The sequence below is a fragment of the Paenibacillus sp. MMS20-IR301 genome, from assembly GCF_032302195.1.
In the GTDB taxonomy this organism is placed as follows: domain Bacteria; phylum Bacillota; class Bacilli; order Paenibacillales; family Paenibacillaceae; genus Paenibacillus_AQ.
On the sequence record NZ_CP135275.1, the window covers coordinates 1,953,461 to 1,974,165 of the forward strand.

The 20,705-nt window shown below is 53.2% G+C and carries 19 protein-coding genes; 2 read left to right on the forward strand and 17 right to left on the reverse strand.

The annotated features are described in order from the left end of the window. Positions 1-146: 146 nt before the first annotated feature. The 17 genes from LOS79_RS08615 to LOS79_RS08695 all read right to left on the reverse strand — a co-directional run bounded on the left by LOS79_RS08615 (position 147) and on the right by LOS79_RS08695 (position 19,191). The gene (locus LOS79_RS08615) at positions 147-1,004 is read right to left on the reverse strand and encodes a Cof-type HAD-IIB family hydrolase (RefSeq protein ID WP_315418182.1); all 858 of its coding nucleotides are present in this window, start codon (positions 1,002-1,004) and stop codon (positions 147-149) included. A 197-nt stretch (positions 1,005-1,201) separates the two neighbouring features. Further along, positions 1,202-2,335, reverse strand: a complete 1,134-nt coding sequence (locus tag LOS79_RS08620) for an amidohydrolase family protein (RefSeq protein WP_315418184.1) — start codon at positions 2,333-2,335, stop codon at positions 1,202-1,204. A gap of 2 nt (positions 2,336-2,337) precedes the next feature. Then, the gene (locus LOS79_RS08625; RefSeq protein WP_315418187.1) at positions 2,338-3,396 is read right to left on the reverse strand and encodes a pyridoxal-phosphate-dependent aminotransferase family protein; all 1,059 of its coding nucleotides are present in this window, start codon (positions 3,394-3,396) and stop codon (positions 2,338-2,340) included. Positions 3,397-3,929: 533 nt separating this feature from the next. After that, entirely contained in the window at positions 3,930-4,679 is a 750-nt protein-coding gene (locus LOS79_RS08630) for an ABC transporter ATP-binding protein (protein WP_315418189.1), read from the reverse strand. After that, entirely contained in the window at positions 4,670-5,434 is a 765-nt protein-coding gene (locus tag LOS79_RS08635; protein ID WP_315418191.1) for an ABC transporter ATP-binding protein, read from the reverse strand. Before LOS79_RS08635 ends, LOS79_RS08630 begins: the two co-directional genes overlap by 10 nt. Continuing rightward, positions 5,434-6,300: an ABC transporter permease gene (locus LOS79_RS08640; RefSeq protein ID WP_315418193.1), complete on the reverse strand. Its 867-nt coding sequence runs from the start codon at positions 6,298-6,300 to the stop codon at positions 5,434-5,436. The genes LOS79_RS08635 and LOS79_RS08640 overlap by 1 nt, the downstream gene beginning before the upstream one ends. After that, the gene (locus LOS79_RS08645) at positions 6,297-7,286 is read right to left on the reverse strand and encodes an ABC transporter permease (protein WP_315418195.1); all 990 of its coding nucleotides are present in this window, start codon (positions 7,284-7,286) and stop codon (positions 6,297-6,299) included. Before LOS79_RS08645 ends, LOS79_RS08640 begins: the two co-directional genes overlap by 4 nt. Then, on the reverse strand, positions 7,283-8,863 hold the full coding sequence (locus tag LOS79_RS08650) for an ABC transporter substrate-binding protein (protein ID WP_315418197.1): 1,581 nt from the start codon (positions 8,861-8,863) through the stop codon (positions 7,283-7,285). Before LOS79_RS08650 ends, LOS79_RS08645 begins: the two co-directional genes overlap by 4 nt. 234 nt (positions 8,864-9,097) lie before the next feature. After that, entirely contained in the window at positions 9,098-10,222 is a 1,125-nt protein-coding gene (locus tag LOS79_RS08655; protein WP_315418200.1) for an NAD(P)/FAD-dependent oxidoreductase, read from the reverse strand. Next, positions 10,219-10,995 (reverse strand): alpha/beta fold hydrolase, encoded by a 777-nt coding sequence (locus LOS79_RS08660; RefSeq protein WP_315418203.1) that lies wholly within the window; start codon positions 10,993-10,995, stop codon positions 10,219-10,221. The genes LOS79_RS08655 and LOS79_RS08660 overlap by 4 nt, the downstream gene beginning before the upstream one ends. Before the next feature lie 126 nt (positions 10,996-11,121). Next, the gene (locus LOS79_RS08665; protein WP_315418208.1) at positions 11,122-11,556 is read right to left on the reverse strand and encodes a hypothetical protein; all 435 of its coding nucleotides are present in this window, start codon (positions 11,554-11,556) and stop codon (positions 11,122-11,124) included. Between the two features lie 3 nt (positions 11,557-11,559). Continuing rightward, positions 11,560-12,441 carry an amidohydrolase family protein gene (locus tag LOS79_RS08670; RefSeq protein ID WP_315418211.1) on the reverse strand — a complete coding sequence of 294 codons (882 nt, stop codon included), beginning with the start codon at positions 12,439-12,441 and terminating at the stop codon, positions 11,560-11,562. 36 nt (positions 12,442-12,477) lie between these two features. Next, positions 12,478-15,585 (reverse strand): GNAT family N-acetyltransferase, encoded by a 3,108-nt coding sequence (locus LOS79_RS08675; protein WP_315418213.1) that lies wholly within the window; start codon positions 15,583-15,585, stop codon positions 12,478-12,480. 103 nt (positions 15,586-15,688) lie between these two features. Then, positions 15,689-16,183 (reverse strand): DedA family protein, encoded by a 495-nt coding sequence (locus LOS79_RS08680; RefSeq protein ID WP_315418215.1) that lies wholly within the window; start codon positions 16,181-16,183, stop codon positions 15,689-15,691. Between the two features lie 5 nt (positions 16,184-16,188). Then, a complete protein-coding gene (pssA, locus tag LOS79_RS08685) occupies positions 16,189-16,713 on the reverse strand; it encodes a CDP-diacylglycerol--serine O-phosphatidyltransferase (RefSeq protein ID WP_315418217.1) in 525 nt (174 codons plus the stop codon). Between the two features lie 31 nt (positions 16,714-16,744). Further along, positions 16,745-18,514: a sensor histidine kinase gene (locus tag LOS79_RS08690; protein WP_315418221.1), complete on the reverse strand. Its 1,770-nt coding sequence runs from the start codon at positions 18,512-18,514 to the stop codon at positions 16,745-16,747. Beyond that, complete coding sequence (locus LOS79_RS08695) at positions 18,511-19,191, reverse strand: response regulator transcription factor (protein WP_315418223.1); 681 nt, start codon at positions 19,189-19,191, stop codon at positions 18,511-18,513. The genes LOS79_RS08690 and LOS79_RS08695 overlap by 4 nt, the downstream gene beginning before the upstream one ends. A gap of 739 nt (positions 19,192-19,930) precedes the next feature. Here LOS79_RS08695 and LOS79_RS08700 point away from each other — a divergent pair. After that, positions 19,931-20,212: a hypothetical protein gene (locus tag LOS79_RS08700; RefSeq protein WP_315418226.1), complete on the forward strand. Its 282-nt coding sequence runs from the start codon at positions 19,931-19,933 to the stop codon at positions 20,210-20,212. Between the two features lie 37 nt (positions 20,213-20,249). Next, positions 20,250-20,672 carry a hypothetical protein gene (locus LOS79_RS08705; protein ID WP_315418228.1) on the forward strand — a complete coding sequence of 141 codons (423 nt, stop codon included), beginning with the start codon at positions 20,250-20,252 and terminating at the stop codon, positions 20,670-20,672. Positions 20,673-20,705: the final 33 nt, after the last annotated feature.

A 20,705-nucleotide genomic window follows, 5' to 3' on the forward strand; every position in this document is an offset into this window, starting at 1 on the left:
AAATAAACTGCGCCGAACGGTTTTATTCTTTTATATCCTGCAAGAAAATTCTACACTATACTGCTCAGCTCCATTCGTTCAATTACTTGCATTCTACCATTCGTTCATCCTTAAGGCAACCCGTTTGAAAGCAATCAATGGATGAATCAGGCGGAGATCAGCCCGTATTTCAAGAAGCAATTATAGAGTCCGTCCGCTTCTATGCTGTCTGTTACATCGTCGGCGATGGCTTTGAGCTGTTCCCGGGCATTGCCCATTGCAACCCCCACCCGGCAAAATCCCAGCATCTCCAGATCGTTAAGACCGTCGCCGATGGCCATACTGTCTTCAACCGGAATGTTCAAGTGGACCAGCAAATCGGCAATAGCTGACGCCTTATGGATGCCCGGAATCATCAGTTCTCCGCTGTCCGCGCCAAAGATTGGAATGGAACACTGAATCGCCGTGAAGCGCTCTGCCAACTCCGCCTCAATCTGGCTGAAGGGCAGGCTGCTTTCGAGGAAGCACACTTTGTTGACATCATCCACTACCATACTCTCTTCCCCGTAAACCAAGGTGGCAATGTACGGATGCGGCGACTGCAGCTTTCTCTCCTGTGCTGCCGGATCATTCAGCAGGTCCCCGTAAATTCTGCGCTCCAGATGCGGCTGCAGATTACGGCTTCCGTAAAGGCCGTTGTTGGATTCCAGAATGAAATCCACGTTGTTTGCGTTGAAGTAATCGACCAGGTATCTTACATTTTCCGGAGTAACCTTTTTGTGATACAGCATTTCATTGCCGGTCTCGACATAACCGCCTGCGGCGCCGATCAAGCCATCGAACCCGATCTCCCAGATGGAATCATAGATTTCAGCTTTCGAGCGGCCCGTACACAGGTACAGCAAATGTCCGTTCGCCCGTGCTTGCCTGCACGCCAGCTGTGCTGATTCCGGTACAATTCCGTCCTCTGTGAGTAATGTTCCGTCAATATCGATGAAGACAATTTTTCTGTGATTTGTATTCATTTATGTCCAGCCCCTTTGTGTAATGTTCCTCTGTACTATAATTTGTGAAACGCATTACACGTCAAGCTGAACTTTGCGATAATAATGAAATGCCGCTCATATGGGCGTAAAAAATCGCCTGCTATCTGGAATGGAAGCAGAATCTGCCATTCCAATAGAGGCGACTACTTGGTGTAGCGCTACGGACAGGAGAGCCGTTAAGATGCAGAAAGCGCCCCGGTGATCACCGTGACGATGCTCTTCCGCAGCTCCTCCGCATTCCGCGCTTCATACGGATCAGCGGTATAGATGACCGCATCGGCCAGATAGCCTTCAGCGATCCGGCCCAGCTCATTGCCGCTGCCGAGGATAACTGCAGCGTCCTCTGTGGCCGAACGCCAGGCCTCCGTCCGGCTGAGACCGTATTCGAACAGCGTATCGAATTCCTGCAGATTATAGCCGTGCAGCGAAGGGGTGGCATAGTCTGTCCCGAAGCCGAGACGGACGCCTGCCCGCTGCGCATGCCCGATTGCAGCGGCATGTGCATCAGAAGCCCGGGCGGCCCGCTCACAGATGACCGGGGGCAGCCCGAGCACCCCCTTCGGATCGGCAGCGATCCGGTAGATGGAAGCGGTCGGCACGTAAGCTACTCCCGCTTCGGCCAGCCGGCCAGCCTGACCGGCGGTCAGGAACATCCCGTGCTCAATGGACTCTACCCCAGCCGCGCTGGACCAGTCGATGGTTACACCGCCCCAGGTATGGACGAGCACCTTCTTCCCGTGTGCATGGGCATGCCGGACAATGAACGTGAATTCCTCCTCAGAGAAATTCGGGTCCGTGACCTTCTCGGTAGGTGAGCCTAAGCCGCCTGTCGCCATAATCTTGATCCAGCCTGCTCCCGTTGCATAGATTCCGTTCAGCCGCTGCTCCAGATGCTTAACGCCGAGGGCGTCCGCTGCTCCCAGCATTTCACTGCTGGTCTGCACCCGCAGCGGCTGCTGATAATGCTGCACGAGATGCCGGATGGTGACGGGAAGAATCCCGCCGGCATCACGCGCCGTAGTCACCCCGGTGCGCAAGGTAGCAGCAAAGGCCTCGGCCTGCATCTGTTCAACCTCACGGCTGTCCCGCTTCAGCTGGTCAGCGTGGTCAAAGTCGGTCCAGGCCAGATGGGTATGCAGATCAATAATCCCCGGGCTGATCCACAATTCCTGCAGTGCCCCCGCTCCCGTGCCGGCTTCACTAATGGCTGAGAACCGTCCCTGCTTAATCTCGATGTCAAAGCGTTTGCCTGCTATGCCAGCGATATATATACCGCTGTAGCTTAGGGATTCCGGCTGCTTGAGGATCATGCTCATTCCCCCCATGCCGTGCGGACCGCCAGGACAGCCGGGCCTGCATCCTGTGCAAGCAGTCCGGCCAATGTCTGAACAGCTGTCTCCACACTTTCCCGGCTGGCATTCTGCCCGAAATGATTAATCCGCAGCAGTTGGCCGTATAGCTCTCCGTCTCCCGGTGCTACGATACCGATGGGCTGTTTAATCAGCAGCTTGTCTGCACCCTGAATACGCACGGTAGTTGTCAGCGTGGAGTAATGACTGCTGTTCTTCTGCCACGGCTCAAGCCCTAATGCTCTAATCCCGGCTACAGCCGCAGAAGCTGCGCGTTCATGCCGGGTGATGACTTGCGGCAAGCCCTCATCTTCCACCTGCGCCAGCGCCTGAATCAATGCTCTGGCTTCCAGTACAGGGATGTTCGGCGGCACACGCAGCGGCGGGGCACCATCCGGCGCTGGCTGCAAATCCAGCAGCGACAGAATAGAATTACGCGGTGCCCGTTCATTCGAGGCAAGGAACTGCCAGCCGCGCGGGGAAATGCTGACCGCACTGATGCCGTTCGGCCCGGCGAGCGCTTTTTGTGCACCGATTACAGCGAAATCCACGGCCCATTCATCGACAAGCAGCGCCTCCCCGCCAACAGCCGAGACGGAATCGGTCACCGTGATCAGATTATGCTGACGGGCCAGCCGGAAGATTGCCTCTGCGGGATTAGAGCCGCCTGTAACCACTTCGGCCTGCACGAAGGAGATAGCGACTGGCTGGAATTGTTCAATGGCTGCAGCTACCTTCTCTATAGTGACTACCTCATCAAAGCTTACTTTCACCTCAGCCACTGCCGCCCCGCCGCGTTCAAGCCATTGCCCAAATAAGCTGCCGTACGGGCCGGTCACCACATTCAATATTGTCCGGCCTGGCGCAGCAATACCCGCAGCAACTGCTTCAATCCCCAGAATGGCTTCACCCGGGATAATAACCGCAGGATGCTCAGTAGCTAAGAGTACGGAAAGCTGCTCTGTTAATTGATTGAACTCCGCTAAAGTCAGCGGGACATAACCTTTATATTGTTGGCTCATAATTACCTCCTGATGGAATTAGATAAGCTGAACTTAAGATACGTACTCAACCCTGCATGAAATAATAGAAGGATAGTTGACGATTCCCATCTCTTCGGGTGAAATAAAACCTAATTCTTACCCTTATGGACATCACAGCCCTTATTCGCTCAAAATAGGCCATCTGGGCGTTTTTACGGACACGACGGCCCTTATCCACCGCTTTTCATGGGCTAACTCCACTTTTTCGGTGAAATAACGGCGCTGGTGTCCGCAAGGACTGGCACTCAGGTACTTTCCGCAAGCTTAACGTCTCTCAGGTCCGTAACGCTAAGCTGAGTCACTTGAACAAGCGTTACGTGACTGGCTTCTTTCTTAGCAGGGGGCTACTGGCTGCGGTTGAAATCCGGTGACAAAGGCTGACGCTACTGCTCCATCCAGTTCCCATTTCCCCCCTCCGATCCTTTTTGCTTTTCGTTAGTTACTTTATTGCTACTTATATAGTTTCCCGCAGAAACGGGATGTCCTCTAATGGTATGCCAAGCCGTGTCTGCTTAAAGCGGCATCTTCGGAACCGCTGACAGCAGCTCCCGGCTGTATTCATGCCCCGGACGGCGGAAGAACTGTTCTTTAGCGTTAACCTCCACCAGCTGCCCCTGCCGCATAACTGCAACAGTATCGCTCACTGCATGAATCACCCCCAGATCATGGGAGATGAACAGTACGGTCAGCGCAAGCTCAGACTTAAGTGTATGGAATAATTCCAGAACACTCCGCTGCACAGATACATCAAGCGCACTGGTCGGCTCATCGGCAATCAGCAGGCTGGGCTCAACACTTAACGCCCGGGCGATGGCAATCCGCTGGCGCTGGCCGCCGGAGAATTCATGCGGATACCGGTCCAGCGCCTTCGCTTCCAGCTGAACCCGGCTGAGCAGCTCTTGGCATCTCTTCTCAACCTGTGAACGGTCAACAATCCGGTGGAACAATAAAGCCTCGGACAGGATCTGGCGGATAGAATGCTTGGGATTCAGCGAAGCATCCGGATTCTGGAAGATCATCTGAATTTGCTTATACTGCTCCCGGCTTCGCTTCTTGCGCAGCTCCTGCGGGCCGAGCAGAATTCTGCCTTCATCCGGAGCAATCAATCCGGCAATTACCCGGGCCAGCGTAGATTTCCCGGAACCTGACTCGCCTACCAGTCCGAGTGTGGTATGCTGCTCCAGCTTCAGCTGAATCCGGTCCAGCGCCGTAAAGGCGCCGTAACGAACCGTCAAATCCTGCACATGCAATGCTAATTCCATGCCTGTCCGCCCCCTTCAAGCTCCGGCAGCGGAAGCACCGAATCAATCAACATCCGGGTATAAGCATCCGCCGGATGCCGCAACAGATCAAGCGTCTCGCCATGCTCCACGATCTGTCCCCGCTTCATGACATACAATCTTGAACACAGATTAGCAGCTATCGCCAGATTGTGGGTGACAAAGACCATTGCAAAGCCCAGCTCCTGCTGCAGACTGGTAATAGTCTCAATGATTTGCCGCTGAACGGTCACATCGAGTGCCGTTGTCGGCTCGTCACAGAGCAGAATGCCTGGCTTGCAGGCCAGGGCCAAGGCGATCACAACACGCTGGCACTGGCCGCCTGACAGCTGGCTCGGATACCTGTCCGACCGTTGTAACGATTCCGGCAGGCCGAGCCGCTCCAGCAGCTCCAGCGCAACCGTCCGCGAAGCCTTTCGGCTTAGCTTTTGCCTGTAATAGACGACCTCCGTAAGCTGCTTCACTACCGGACAGAGCGGGTCCAGCGCACCGCGCGGGTCCTGGAACACCATTGCGCTGCTGACAGTGCTGCGGATTACCCCGCCGGTTTGTTCCACTCCGCGCGGAAGCAGGCCGAGGATAGCGCGCAGCGTAAGCGACTTGCCGGAGCCGGATTCCCCGACCAGCCCCAGGCTTTCCCCGCGGGCAAGCGAGAAGCTTACATTGTTAACCAGAATTTCTTTAGATTTGGCTGCGAGTGTCAGTGAATCTATTGCGAGAACAGGTTGTGTAGACATTATTTTTTCCTCCAAAAATCAGCCAGACCGTCCCCGAGCAGCGACAGGGCAATTCCCGTGTATACAACGGCAAACCCCGGCACGGCCGACAGCCACCAGGCTGTTGTAATGAACGGCTGTCCATCCGAGATCATCGTTCCCCAGTCCGGAGTCGGCGGGGCAATCCCGATCCCCAGATACCCGAGTGTTACAATGGCAACCAGCAGCCCCACCATGTCGGTCATCAGCACAACCACCGCCTGCGGCAGCACATTAGGCAGCAGATGACGCAGCAGAATCCGGATACCCGGCAGTCCCAGCGTCTTGGCGGAAGCCACCCATTCCTGTTCACGGAAAGAAGCGCTGAGTCCTCTGACCACACGGGCGAACACAATCCAGCCGACCAGAATGAAAGTGATATAGATGCCCCGCTCCCCGGCACCGCTGGCGAAGGCGACAATAATAACGATCAGATAAAAAGGGAATGCGATAAAAGTATCCGTCACTAGCGATATCACCCGGTCAGTCCATTTGCCGTAATACCCCGATACCATTCCCAGAAAGACACCGGTACAGAAAGGAATAATCTCCGCCAGCACCATTATGGTCAGGTCGGTACGGGCGGCGTAGATCAGTCTCGTGAACAAGTCACGTCCCAGCTGATCCGTTCCAAGCCAGTGAGCAGCAGACGGCGGCTGGAGAAAGGCGCTCAAATTCTGCTCAGACGGATGATAAGGGCTTAAGTAGGGTATGAACAAGGCGAGAAGAATAAGCACTGCAAACATAAGGATCCCGATCAGAAGTGTTGGAATGCTCCAGATCCGGCTCAGCTTAGCTTTGTTCCCTCCGCCTTCCGGCAGTTGCGGGTCTATGGTTATTGGTTTCATTGGGGTCCCTTCGTTCTGGGATCAAGCCACCAGGAGATAATTTCAATCAGCAGGCTGATAATCACAACGGACAAAGCGCAATATAGCGCTATTCCTTGGATCACAGGGAAGTCCCGGTTCGATATGGAGGTGAACAGGAGGCTGCCGATGCCCTTGATCCCGAATACCTGCTCTACCACAAGTGTACCTCCGATGAGATAAGAGATGTTGACCCCCAGCAGCATTAATGTCGGCAGTGCAGAGTTACGCAGAACATGCTTAAACAGAATCACCCGCGCAGGGATTCCGGCAGCCTTCAGGGTGACAACAAAGTCAGACTCCAGCACCTCCAGCATCTGGGCTCTTAATGAGCGGACCAGTGTAGGAATCTGCGAAAAAGCAACGGTGACCGCCGGAAGCGCCAGACTGTGCAGCGTCCCCCGCCAGCCCTGCCCCACTCCCCCGACCGGAAACCAGCCTAACCGGACACTGAAGAACAAAATCAAAAGGATGCCAACCCAGAAGATTGGCATACCCAGAGTGATTGCCGGAAAGATCCGGATCAGATGATCCAGTAACCGGTCCTTATGTGTAGCAGCGGCGGCTGCAAGCAACAAAGCGATGATAATCGCCAGTACACTGGCCAGCAGAATCAGCAGCAGAGTAACAGGCGCACGCTCAGCAATCAGTTCTCTAGTTGATATACCTGTAGTAATGGAGTTGCCGGTATCGCCTTGAGTGAACAGCGTCTTCATGAACCGGATGAACTGCTCCCAGAGCGGGAGGTCCAGCCCCAGTATATGGTGCATGTTCTTAAGCGCTTCAGGTGTACTGTATTCCCCGAGAATCATTTTGGCGGGATCGCCGGGTACAATCCGGATCAGGAAAAAGACTGCCGTCATTACGCAGAGGATAACAAGCAAGGCTCTTACAAGGGCTGTCCCCAGCCACTTGTAAGAACCGTTGTTTCCAGCTGCACCTGTTAAGGTTAGCCTGGATTTCCTCATTTGCTGATGCGGACATCTTCCAGACGGATGCTGCCGTTAGGCAGAACTACAAGACCGTCTACCGAAGACCGGGCACCGATCAGAATATCCGGGTAGTACAGCGGAATGTAAGGAACCTCATCCGCCAGAGTCTGCAGAAGCTTGCTGTAGATCTCCGCACGGGCGTCGCCGTCTGCGGTTTTTTGGCCTTCATACAGCAGCTTAGTTACATCGTCATTCGTGTAATGCGTCCAGTAAGATTTGCTGAAGCCTTCCGGATCGGTCTGGAAGGCCAGAATGGAATTGGCTTCCGGTGAATCGGCCTGGCCGCTGTTCAGCATGGCTGCGAAATCGTAAGCGAAGAAGCGTTCACGGAAGGTAGCCAGCTCAATGGACTCAATCTCAATCTTGATGCCGATCTGTTGTCCGGCTGCCTGAATAATCTGGGCTTCCTGAGCTCTTGTGCTGTTGCCGGAAGCTACCAGCAATTTCGTGGTGAAGCCGTTAGGGAAGGCGGACTTCGCAAGCTCTTCCTTCGCTGCGGCTACATCAAAGTTCAGCGCTTTGATTGTATCATTGGCATTGTAAGGAATAGTCGTCGGCAGCAGCGAATTAGCGGTCTGGGCATACCCGAAGGTCAGTGCCTTGGTCAGGCCGTCACGGTCCAGAGCCAGCGCCAGGGCGCGGCGGACATGGATATCGGAGAAATGCTCATCCAGGGTGTTAAAGAACAACTGCTCTGTTACCCAGCTGCCATTAGTGACAACAGTAGTATCCGTGCCGTCTTTGATTTCCCCGGCATTCTGCAGAGACAGGGCTTCAACCGCATCCACTTCTCCAGCCTTCAGCTGGTTGATGGCCTGGCTGTCATCCTGAATCAGCTTGTATACGAGCTTATCGAGATAGGGTTTGCCTTCCTGCCAGTAGTTTGTGTTCTTCGTGAAGGTTACATCCCCTGCCGGATCCCAGCTCTCAATTACGAAAGGTCCCGTACCTACAGGCTTCTTGAAGAACTCCTCTTCCGTTACACCGCCGAAGTTATTCGGGATAATCCCATTCGAGAAGTTCGACAACTCGGAGATGAAGGGTGTATAAGGCTCTTTAAGCGTAATTACCAGTGTCTTGTCATCCTGTGCCTTAACAGAATCGACCTTCGCCGAGATTGCCAGCGGTCCGCCGACAGTCAAATGACGGTTCAGAGAGAACACTGCATCCTCTGCGGTTACAGGTGTACCGTCCGAGAATTTCAGCCCGTCACGTAAAACGAAGGTATACGTTAAGCCGTCCTCGCTGATGGTATGTGAGGCTGCAAGGAAATCCTTAATTTCTCCCTTGCTGTCAAAAGCGACCAAAGATTCAAACACTTTATCAATCGCAAATGCGTTATTCGAAGTGATCTGGTTGTGCAGATCAAACGAGGTTACGGACGCCGGACGGCCATAGGTAAACGTACCTCCTGCGGCCGGCTCTGCTGTACTTGTGCTTTCGGTTGCAGCAGGACTGGCACTTGGGCTGGCGGAATTACCGCTATCCGCGTTATTGTTCGACCCGGCACAGCCTGCAAGCGTCATTGCAAACAGCACTGTCAGAGTCCCCATTCCAATTGTCTTCTTCAAAGCAGCATTTAACTTTAACTTGGTCACTTGTGATCCACCCTTCCAATAAATCATATATGTTTAGTATGGATTGTATTATGGATCACACTTTAGCATCTGTCAAACAAAAATTCATTTCTGTTCAGCTGTTCCTACTATTATATCCAGCAGAGGAAATGAATTCGTTTGCTTCAGCGGTTTGACCCATAGCTTACTGTTCACCAGGTATATTCTTCCTTATTCTTCAAGTGCTGAACGTACATCGTAATCACTCAGGTCTATGTCCGGGTCATGGCCGAGTGCCAGCTTGGCCAGCTGGCTGCCGATAAACGGGCCCATGGTTAATCCCGAAGCGCCCAAGCCGTTAGCTGTGAATAGCCCCTTCCAGCCGGGAAGCGCGCCGATGACCGGAAGAAATCCCGGTGTAAACGGGCGGAAACCGGTTCTTACTTCGGCCAAGGTACAGGCCTCAAGCGCCGGAGCCACCTCCAGCCCCTTGTTCAGCACTTCCTGCATCCCGCCGGCGGTTACATGGGTAGCATATCCTGCCACATTATTCTCATGCGTAGCTCCGATCACAAGCTTGCCATGAGCAAACGCAAGCAAATACTGGTCACTGGGCGGAATGACAACCGGCCACTTCTCCGTACCCTTCTGATCCGCAGCATGCAGATGCATAATCTGCCCCTTTTGCGAGGTGACCTTGAAGGTAATGCCTAATGGCTGCAGCAGCTCCGCAGCCCAGGCACCGGCACAGACAATGATCTCATCTGCGACATGGATCTCCGCACCTATAGAAACTCCTATTACGCGCCCAGCCTCATATTGCAGTGCGGCCTCGCCATGAATCAGTCTGGCGCCGTAATGCTGTGCAGCATGCAGCAAAACGTCACGCAGCGCACGCCCGTCAACCCGGGCCGCCCCGCTAATATGTACAGAAGCATATTCCTCTGCAAGCAGCGGGAACAATTCCCGGGTTGCTCCGGCGCTAAGCCGGGTTATCTCACCGATCTCCGGGGCATCAGAGAGCCGCATGCTTGCACGCGCTTCTATCTTGTCCAGCTTCGTCTCATCGTTATGAATACTAAGCGCACCCACCCGGGCATAGCCCGTTTCGGACGCCCCGCCGCGCTCAAGCTCCTCAATCAGCTGCGGATAGAACCGTGCACCCGCCTTGGCCAGCCTGTACCAGGCCTGGTTGCGCCGCTGTGACAGCCACGGGCAAATAATGCCGGCGGCGGCGTCTGTTGCCTGTCCCTGATCTTTACGGTCAACAACAAGAACTTCAGTGCCAAGCTTTGCTAACTGATAGGCTGTGGAGGCCCCAAGGATTCCTGCTCCGATCACGATGACTTTCTTCACCGGTACATCCCTCCCTGGACAAGTGCAGAATTAGCTTTCAGGAAATCAAGAATTGCATCATTGACCAGAACCGGCTGTTCTCTGCCCATATGCGGACCATGGCCTGCTCCGGGGACGACCAGTACCTCAGCACCTCTGAGAAGTGAAGCCAGGACTATAACTCTGTCGGTTGTAGCGTATGTATCGTGCTCTCCGGCAATAATGAACACAGGACAGCCGATGCCGGACAGCTGGGCTGCCGTAAGATCCGGGTAGCTCCGCCAATCCCCGGCAGACTGCCGCATGAATTCCTGCCAGTTGCCCTGATGTGCCTCGGCATGCCGCTCCAGCATCTGGCCGATGAAGGCATGCTCGCCCGCTTGCTCCAGCCTGTCCGGTTCGTACGCCTCTGCACCTGCCGGATTACAGAACCCTCCAGTTCCGATCACAGTAAGTGTGGCCACTCTCTCCGGATTCTGCACGGCAAGATATAATCCAACATTAGCCCCTGTACTGTAGCCGACGATATGCGCTCTGCCAATTTCCATCTGATCCATGAAATCTATGATATCTGCAGCCAGTTGCGGTGTAGACCACCGGAGACTGGCGCATCTGGTTCTGCCATGCCCCCTGAAATCAGGGAAATAACAGGTATATGTATGCTGGAAGTCGAGCAGCTGGCTCGAAAAGGCCAATATTCCGCGGGAGTAGCTGCTGTGCAGAAAAATCACGGGATCGCCGGTACCCAGCTTTTCATAATAAATCTGCAGATCATTACAATTCACGTACGGCATTAATATCCGCCTCCATTCCTGTAATATAGCTGAATATTCCTATTTCCCTACACAGCTTAGCACAGGTTGCCCTGTCAAAAAAAGCAGCAACTCTCCCTTTACAGGAGAATCACTGCCCTTAATTAATTATTCCAGCGGCAAAAGCTGCTCCGGCGGCAAATGCCTGGTCAGAACATCCAGCTCCGGAGAAGCATGCCAGTCATTGTCCTGAGCCTTACCGTATTTAATCGTGTGAATAACCGAATCCGCAGACAAATAGATGTTGTGCGGCACAAGCGGCTTAACCGTAACACTGCCTCCCTCTGCTAATAAATGCAGTTTGAGCTCTTCCTGCTGCAATTCCGCATATACCATCCAGCCGGATTGTACGACATACAGCTCCGAAACGGAGTTGTGATAATGGCTGTTCTGCCAGGCGCCTTCAGCGGATGCAACAGTCCGGCAATAAGAGCTTCCATCCGCCGCACAGTTCAGTCTGAACCTGCGTTCCCCGCTGTCCATCAGGTCATGCCTGGTCTCTATTCCAGCCCTGCGGGCTTCTTCATCCGTAATGGTACGCATGGCTTACGCTTCCGCCGGATGCAGTCCGCTGATCAGCTGTTCCAGCTTCGGGAATACGCGGAGAGCATTATTGTAGAACACATCCTCCCAGTGACTCACGGGAATCAGATGCTTCACAAACTTGATGTAAGCCTCAAGCGGAATCAGCGGCCAGTCGGTGCCGAAGACAAGCCGGTCATATTTCTCGGCGAATACAATCGCCCGGCGGAAATGATCCGTATAAGTCTGCTCTGTGAGCAGCCGGTCCACCTTGGCTTCATCTCCGACAATCCACCCGGACAGATCGGTGTAGAGATTCGGGTTCTTCTCCAGCAGCGCCGCCGTATCCATTACCCAGGGATCCCCCAGATGACAAAGCATGAAGGTCAGATCACGGTGCTTCAGGAAAGTCTCTTCCATTGACAGGGGATGGGAATATTTCAGCAGGCCCCGGTCGGAATAAGTCAGTCCGCCATGGATAACTATAGGCATCCCGTAGGCTGAAGCCAGCTTATAGACCGGATCGTAGATTGCATCCCCCACATTGAAGTGGTAGTAGCCGGCATAGAGCTTAATACCAACCACATCCTTCTGCTGCAGCGCTGCCTCCAGCGCCTCCAGCTGTCCGTCCAAATGAAGCGTCAGCGGATTGATACCTACACAGGTGAACAAATTGTGCGGTAGCGTGTCACTCAGATCCAGCAGCATCGGATTAAGGGCAGCGGAATCCGGAAAAGCGCCGGGAACCGTTTCCGTAACGCCCATCCCGACCCCGGCAATGATTCCTGCACGGCTGAATTCTTCCTGGAGTCCCTTACCGGTATAATCAATCTTCGCAAGGTCCTGTGCAGTTTCGTGAAAGGCTTCGATATTGGAATAATGAACATGTGCATCTATGATTTTCATGCGGATTTCCTTTCTGCAGTTAACTGTTGTTCCATCTCAGAAGCGGATCGTCAGCAAATCTCCATATGCCTGCTCCGGAACCTTAAGCTCCGAGAGGATAAAGAACTGCGGCTTACCGAATAGGGAGCGGCCGTCCTTAAGCTGCAGCGGCTCAATGGCATAGGAGAGGATAGCATGCGTATTGGCCATCAGCGCTGTACCGGAAAGATCGGGTTGTGTCAGCACCGTCAGCCGTTCTTTCCGCTCCTTAGACCCGTATTGTATCAACCCGTTATGGCTTTTTACGCCAAGCTGTACTTTTCCTGCCTTGTAGACCAGCTCATCTCCGCTGCTGTTAGTGATGTACGCCCGGCTGTCTGTGAGCACTTCTGCTGCATGGTAGAAACCCGAGGTCTCCAGCTTCAGATCATACATCGGCGCTCCGGCGTTCAGTTCGGCCTGAACAACAGAGACCAGCACAGGCACACCAGGGAGCAGCAGGTAATATTGATGCAGGGTCAGTCCCTTGAACTTGGGATTATGCTCGAAGGTTACACTCACCCGTAAGCCTGACCACAGATTCCCTTTATTGTCCCGTAATTCGGCAAAAGCAGCTGCCCGCGGCTCCTCCAGCAGACCGCGCGGAGAAGTATCTTCAGGGAAGGACCCGAGTCCGCCGATCCACGGATTCCACCAGGATTTGGCTACCGGCTGCGGGAAGGAGGAGTCCAGCCACTCATGGCCGTGATGCTTCAGGGAGAACAGTCCTGCCGAGAAATCACTGCTCGCCTGGATCTGCAGGACTCCATTATCTGCCGATAATACTTCAGCCTGCTCCACTTGCAGCTTCTGCTGCAGAACCGGCTGCCCTGCAACCGGAAAGATCAGGAACGGTACAGCCAGCTCATATACATCCATGTCCAGGCGAAGGCTGATTATATCGGCTTCCGGATTCGCGGAACGCGTCAACGGGATACTGATCTCTGCTAATCTGTCTTCGCTATCCACGTTAATGAACCGTTCCGCTATACTGCCAGCCAGGGATACCGCATGAATCTCCCCGTCCAGGAAGCTGTTCTTCTGCTCCAGCAGCCGGGCTTCCAGTTCTCCGCTGACAAACGGATTGCCGGCATTCAGGCTGACTGTCAGCGGCTGCGACAGCTTCTGCTCCTGCGTGCTGCCCTGAAGCAGCGCATAGTCACGGAAGTCCTGCCATTTACTCCAGGTCCCGAGCGCAAGCCGCAGCGGCTCTGTCACTACGGTGCTTCCGGCTGGAATTCTGCCAAGCTGATGCTCTACGGCATGCTGCCACGAATCCTGAATCAAGGCTAATCCGGCGGGCCAGGTTAATCCGATAGCGTGTTCCTTGTGTGCTGTAAACATCCAGTTCTCCGTAAATTTATCCACCGTCCAGTAATCCGGAACTCCGGCCTCAGCCCCTCTGCTTAAATCCATGTACTCCCCGTTATAAGGGAGAACCGCCCCGGACAGAGGGAATTGGAAGCTTTCCATGAGGACCAGTTCCGCTTCCTGCGCTGTTTCCAGCCCGTTATGCAGCTTGAAATGCCGGCTGAACAGGCCGCTGCCCTGCAGCTTGATTACCATCGTCAGCTGAAGTCCTTCTCTGCCGGTGATATTATATTTAGCTTCAAGCACCATGGCCCCATGCTCTTTATACTGCTGCACATCAAGTGCCGTCTGTTTGCTGAATGCGTTCGAATACGGCAGGCCTGCCTTGGGGTACGGGAGGCTGATTGCTTTTTTCCGGCCGCTTACAAGCGTAATTGTATTCGTGGATTTATTCAGATAAGCTGTATGCTTACCGCTGCTGATGATCCATTCCTTATCCATATTACCGCCGAAGGCCGCAAGTGCGCCCGGGAAGACCAGACTTAAGTTCTGCTGAAGAACTGCAGATTCTGCACCGTCCAGCACTTTGCGGATATCCGCCTGATGATGCCAAATCCCATAGTCCAGCAGCTTGGCTGCTATTGAGAGAGTCTTGCGGCCCTTGGCCGGAACCAGCAGCTGCACAGCAGGCTGTTCAAATTCCAGCACAGCATCCGAAGACAGCTCTAATGCAAACACAGTATCAGTGCTGTATTCATTCTCCACCGTAACATCCAGCTCAAGCTTCTCACCCGCAAACAGTGTCCGGTCCGGCAGCGCAAGCTTCACCTTCACCGGGTATTTCGGCTCAATTCCCAGCTTGAATACAGCAGGCAGGCCGTTAATCAGCAGCTCAGCCTCCACCACCGGATGTGTACGGAACGCATTCTGCTCCTCTTCAGCCGGCTGGACGAAGAAGCTGCCTTCGATTACAGTCTCGGAAGTAACCTCACAGCTCTCATTCAGTTCAAAGCTGATTTGCGGATTGCCGGTTCCGGTAATTTGCAGCGACAAGGGGCGTCCGCTTTTATTAACAGCTCTATAAACAACAGGATAGCTCTGCCCGAACGGCAGCTGATGCTGCACCGGAATTGCGGCCGAGATCAGATAATCCTCCGTTTCAATCAGGCGCAGCCCGCGGCCGGTCCGCTCATATTCCATAGTCAGCTGCAGGTCATCCTTGACCCATTCATATGTAAAATAATCGAACCCGTCTTCCTTCCGCCCGTCCGGCTGGACCACAATCTTCCGGGTGCTGTCGTTATACCAGTCAATCTTCTCGAAATAAGGCTTAACCGCAGCGGTCTGCAGCACTGACGGGATAAAGTTCATCAGATGGGTCGTTTCGTCGCGTTTTTCCCAGAAAAATCCGCTTTTCTTATAAGTCGGAACCGCTTTGACATTTCCCGGCCAGGTGTATAGATCGAGGCGCGGCCAGCCAAGCTGAATCGTCTCTTCAACAGCGCGTCTTACCAGCATTTTGCCGACCTTGCGTCCGTGATAATCAGGCCGTACATTCAGCAGCGGTATATAGAGCGCGCCGGTATCTTCCCGGTAATGGGAAAAGCTGCAATACCCGATCACTTCACCGCCTGTCACAGCGAGAAACACCTTGAGATGACTGCTGTTCTGATGTTCACTTAGCACACTCTGCTCCGTGCGGTATGAGTTGTCCCCGCCCCAGCTCTCGTAGCTGCGGTTCCACATCTCGGCAATCGATTTCGCGTGCTTGTCCGGAACGTATTCTTCAATTACAATTTCCTGTGTATCCAGCATTACAGTTTATACCTCCTGCCACTTGCATGTTTTTACCATTATATATTAGAAGGATCTTCCAGATAAACACCTACTTTAATTATAAAAAAACATTACCTATGCGCTAAGTAAAAGACAGTCTCGCGCCTACGAAGTAACCGATCGACACAAACAGCAGTGACCAGGTAAGTGCACCGGCTGTGCTGACCGCCAGATATTTTTTGAATGACATGGCACTAATGCCTGAAATATAGCTGGTCACATGCCTGACTCCCGGAATGAAATATGCGATGAAAATGGTCCAGTTCCCGAACCGGCAGAACCACCCTTTGACACTGGCAAAGCGCTTCGGCGTAAGCCCGACCCATTTGCCGAACCGGTCCACCACCGGCTGTCCCAGCCGCAGGCCTATCGTATAGCTGATCAGCATCCCCGTCATTGAGCCTATGAAGGATACCAGAACCGCCAGTGAGAAATCCAGCACCATCGTAGAGGTCAGATAACCGACGAACAGCATCAGCAGCTCATCCGGTACAGGCAGGCCAATAATCCCCAGTGCCAAAAGGGCAAAGATGGCGATATATCCGTATTGTGAGATCAGCTCCATAATCCATGGCATGGTGTTCACTTCCTGTTGACGAATTTTTTGAGCGAGGGAAAGGGGATTCTGCTAATCATTAACAGCGACAGCAGGCCCATTAACAGGATAACCAATTCCGGCTTCATCCGATCATTGCCAAGCGCAATCAGGGATAAAATAACGCCTGCCGCGGTAATCGGCATCCCTGTGAAACCGGTCGAAGGTGCGGACAGATTATATCTCGCCAGGCGCAGAGCGCCGCAAATCAGAAAAACGATGGCAGCTAACGGCCCAAGCCACGCTGCATTCTCCAGTCTGTAGAGCAGTGTAAGAAAAGCCGGGGCCAGTCCAAAGGAAATAATATCCGCTAATGAATCCAGCTGCTTGCCGAATTCGCTGGTGCAATGAAGCAGCCTCGCCAGCAAGCCGTCCAGTACATCGCATACAGCGGCAAGCAAAATCATTAATAGTGCAAGCTCATAACGCTCTTGAATGGTAAACAGCAGGGAGATTGAGCCGAGGCCCAAATTCCCCAGTGTGCACATTGAAGGCAGAAAGTTCCATTTCATACTGTATCCATCCTTTCTTTAAAAATAAGAATCAATATTGGCCGGGGTTGCCTTCAAAGGTCACATAGAAACAGACGCCGCCCGCAGTGTTTTTCACTGCATACCGGCAGCCGTGCATATCCAGAATTACCTTCGCAATGGACAAACCCAGCCCGTTACCGCCATTCTGGCGGCTGCGTGAAACCTCTGCCCGGTAGAACCGCTCCCAGATCTGCTCCTGCTGATCTTCGGGGATAGGCTCCCCCAGATTGTGAATAGAGAACATTAGAGCTGTGTTCCGGCTCTCTATATTAATGGTTATCGTACTGCTGTCCTCTGCATGCCGGATGGCATTGGTCAGGAAGTTGCTGATTACCTGCTCCATCCGGGCGGCGTCGGCATACAGCGGCCTTTCGTTCGCCGGAATAATGACGACCTTCAGTTCTTTTGCCTGGAGCAGATGAATCAGCTTGTCCGATACCTTCTCCGTCAGCTCGCTGAGCATGAATGAGCTTCTGCGCAGCTTGACGGTACCGGATTCCAGCTTGGCCAAGTCCAGCATATCTTTGACCAGCAGCTCCATCTTGTCCGCTTCTTCAATAATCACCTTGATATAATGGTCCTGCTTGCCCATGTTGACACCGTCCTCCAGCCCTTCGGCAAAGCCCTTAATAATACTGAGCGGTGTCTTCAATTCATGGGAGGCGCTGGCAAAAAACTCCTGCTGGATCCCCTCCATTCTGCGCTTGTCCTCCATCTCTTCAACAAGCTGGCGGTTCGCTTCCCGCAGCTCTCCGAGCGCCGCATCCAGGCTTTGGGATAAGGTGAACATGCTGCTGGACAGGCTGCCCAGCTCATCCTTTTGCCGGATCGGAGGTCCGCCGGTGAAGTCCAGGGACACCATGCGTCCCGCTATATCATTCAGCTTAATCAGCGGACGGGTGACCAGCTTGGAGAAGAAGAGCGACAGTACAAGAATCAGGATAAACCCGCCGATCCCCAGGTACAAAAAGAACCAGCGCAGCGCTTGATTCGAATCCTTCACATCCTGCAGTGAGGTTACTGTGAACAACAGTTCAATTCCCCCGTCAGCCTGCTGCACGGGCAGAACAATGACAGAGTTACGGATGCCGCTCCACGGTGCGGTCCACTCTTCCTTCAGCAGATGCAGCTGCTCCAAGTCCTCTGTCTGGGCTGCTGTAAGCGGGAACCAGTCATCAAGCGCTTCAAGCAAAATGCCTTGACGCGGATTCCAGATTCTCTGCTCCGGCAGGACCAGCTCAATTACCGTTCCGGATACAGTAGCCAGCCCGTTCATTTCGCCTTCACCTACGGTAGCTTCTCCCTGCTTCTTAATGGAGAACGGGTAGATTTGTGCATCAGCAGCCCCGTCTTCTTCATCCCGTTCGCCCTGAACAGTCACCTGGTCCCCTTCTGCAATATCTGCTGCTCTAAGGATATCGCCATACTGGTTCATAAACAGGGATAACGGAATCACCTGAAGCTTGCCGCTTTCATCCATCAGCTTCATCCGGAACGGATCCTCCGACTTCAACCGCCCGCTAAGATCCACAATGACCATCTGCGTCTTGTTGCTCAGCATGAAGCTGACCAGCTCGCGTGAAGTCCGGCTGTTCCCCCAGGCTCCGCTGGTGTAGTCTGCTCCGAAGCTCTTCAGATGCTTTTCCACTCTGGATTCCTTCTGGTTCTGGTAGAAGCTGTCGAAGAACAGCAGCTGGCCCAGAATTACCATGCCGTAGAAGCAGACAAAGAAGATCACCGTCATAATAAACAGCTTGAGGGTTATCCCGCGTCTTCTCATTCGGCATCCTCAAACATATATCCGGTGCCGATTACCGTGCGGATGAAGCGGGATTCATACCCCAGCTTGCTGCGCAGCTTCTTGATGTGGCTGTCCACCACCCTGGAATCTCCGGCAAATTCTATTCCCCACACCCGGCTGAGGATATTGTCCCGGGAAATTACAATTCCCTGATTACGGATCAGCAGCCACAGAAGATCATATTCCTTCGGGGCCAGCTCGACATCTGCACCTTCTACTTCAAGGCGGTGCGCCAGCGGGTTGAAGCTCGCTGAACCAAACCGGATGATTCCGGTCTCCGGCAGATGAGCGCCCTCTACCCGTTTCATCAGCGCATTCGCCCGGGCCACCAGCACCTTCGGGCTGAAGGGCTTGGTAACGTAATCATCCGCACCCAGCTCAAACCCGTGTATTTTATCATCATCTGCCGACTTGGCGGTCAGGAGGATCACCGGAATCGCCGATCTCCTGCGGATCTCCCGGCAGACGGTGAACCCGTCCATCTTCGGCAGCATAATATCCAGGATAAGCAGATCCGGCTGAAGCGCATCGAACCAGATCAGTGCATCCTGGCCGTTATCCGCCTCGCGCACTTCCCAGCCGTCCCCGGTGAAATAGTCCGCAATCAGCTCGCGGATCCGCAGCTCATCTTCAACGATCAGAACCTTTTTCTTCATGTGCTCCCTGCTTTCAGACTCTTTATGCCTACCAGCATAACAGAGTGATATGTCTTTTGTGTGCCCTGGGCCGAAATTGATATACTGCGGACAATCGGCCCGGCGGGCCTCGCGGTGGCGCATTGTATGCGGTTTTCCGCATACAATTGGGGCCGGGGCCCTCGCGGTGGCGTATTGTATGCGGTTTTCCGCATACAATTGGGGCCGGGGCCCTCGCGGTGGCGCATTGTATGCGGTTTTCCGCATACAATTGGGGCCGGGGCCTCGCGGTGGCGCATTGTATGCGGTTTTCCGCATACAATTGGGGCCGGGGCCTCGCGGTGGCGTATTGTATGCGGTTTTCCGCATACAATTGGGGCCGGGGCCCTCGCGGTGGCGTATTGTATGCGGTTTTCCGCATACAATTGGGGCCGGGGCCCTCGCGGTGGCGCATTGTATGCGGTTTTCCGCATACAATTGGGGCCGGGGCCCTCGCGGTGGCGTATTGTATGCGGTTTTCCGCATACAATTGGGGCCGGTCCCTCGCGGTGGCGCATTGTATGCGGTTTTCCGCATACAATTGGGGCCGGGGCCCTCGCATAGGGATAGGGACTTGCTGCCGCTTTTTTATCTGCTCTATTATCTGTTCCACTTTTTTCTTATTCAAAACCAATGCTATATGTTAACTGTACAGATAGCTGGATTACATTTCATGGTAAAATACACGTAACAGATTTCGGCTAAGGTGGTGGCAGAAAAGGTGAATCAGCAGTGGCTGGCATATCGAATATATCCAGGAGCATCCGGGACAGAGTACCGGCAATACGATTTAACAGATACAACTGAAGTTGAGCGTTTATTCGATTACTGTCAGATATTAGAAGCGGTAATTTCAAGAGCTGGTTGGAAGGTATTAATTGAATATCATAATTATCAAGGATTATATGAGATCAATGAGCGAAGCGGTTGGTTTGACTGCAACAACCTTGAAGAATTTATCTCTGAAGTGGAGTCTCACATTGATTCATTAACTGAATATTAAATCAATGTTAAACTCTTCAGAACGGAAGGTGGTATGCATGTTACCTCATATTGAAGCCAAAATAACATTATTTAAAAGTGATGGACAAGGAAATGGCCGGCTTACCTCTGCTTGCTCAGGCTACCGTCCGGCTCATTTAATAAAAGATGATTATTTAACAACAGGAATACATCAATACTACGGAGATGTTTTCGCTCAACCAGGTGAGACTGTGATGGGAACTATTACTTTCATCACTCCGGAGTATTATCCTCGGACATTATGGATCGGTAAATGCATCCGAATTCAGGAGGGAGCCAGAATAGTCGGCCAAGCAGAGGTTACACAAATTTTCAATGAACTATTGATAAAAGCTGAAGGTTTCGAAGCAGACGACAGTTTTATAGATTATTACCAGCCCGGTAATTTACTGTCTCGCCTAAAAGGAGCACTATTACAAAAAAAAGCAAAGCTCCCATAGCTGGAGCTTTGCCTTAGTGTATTAAGCATTCAA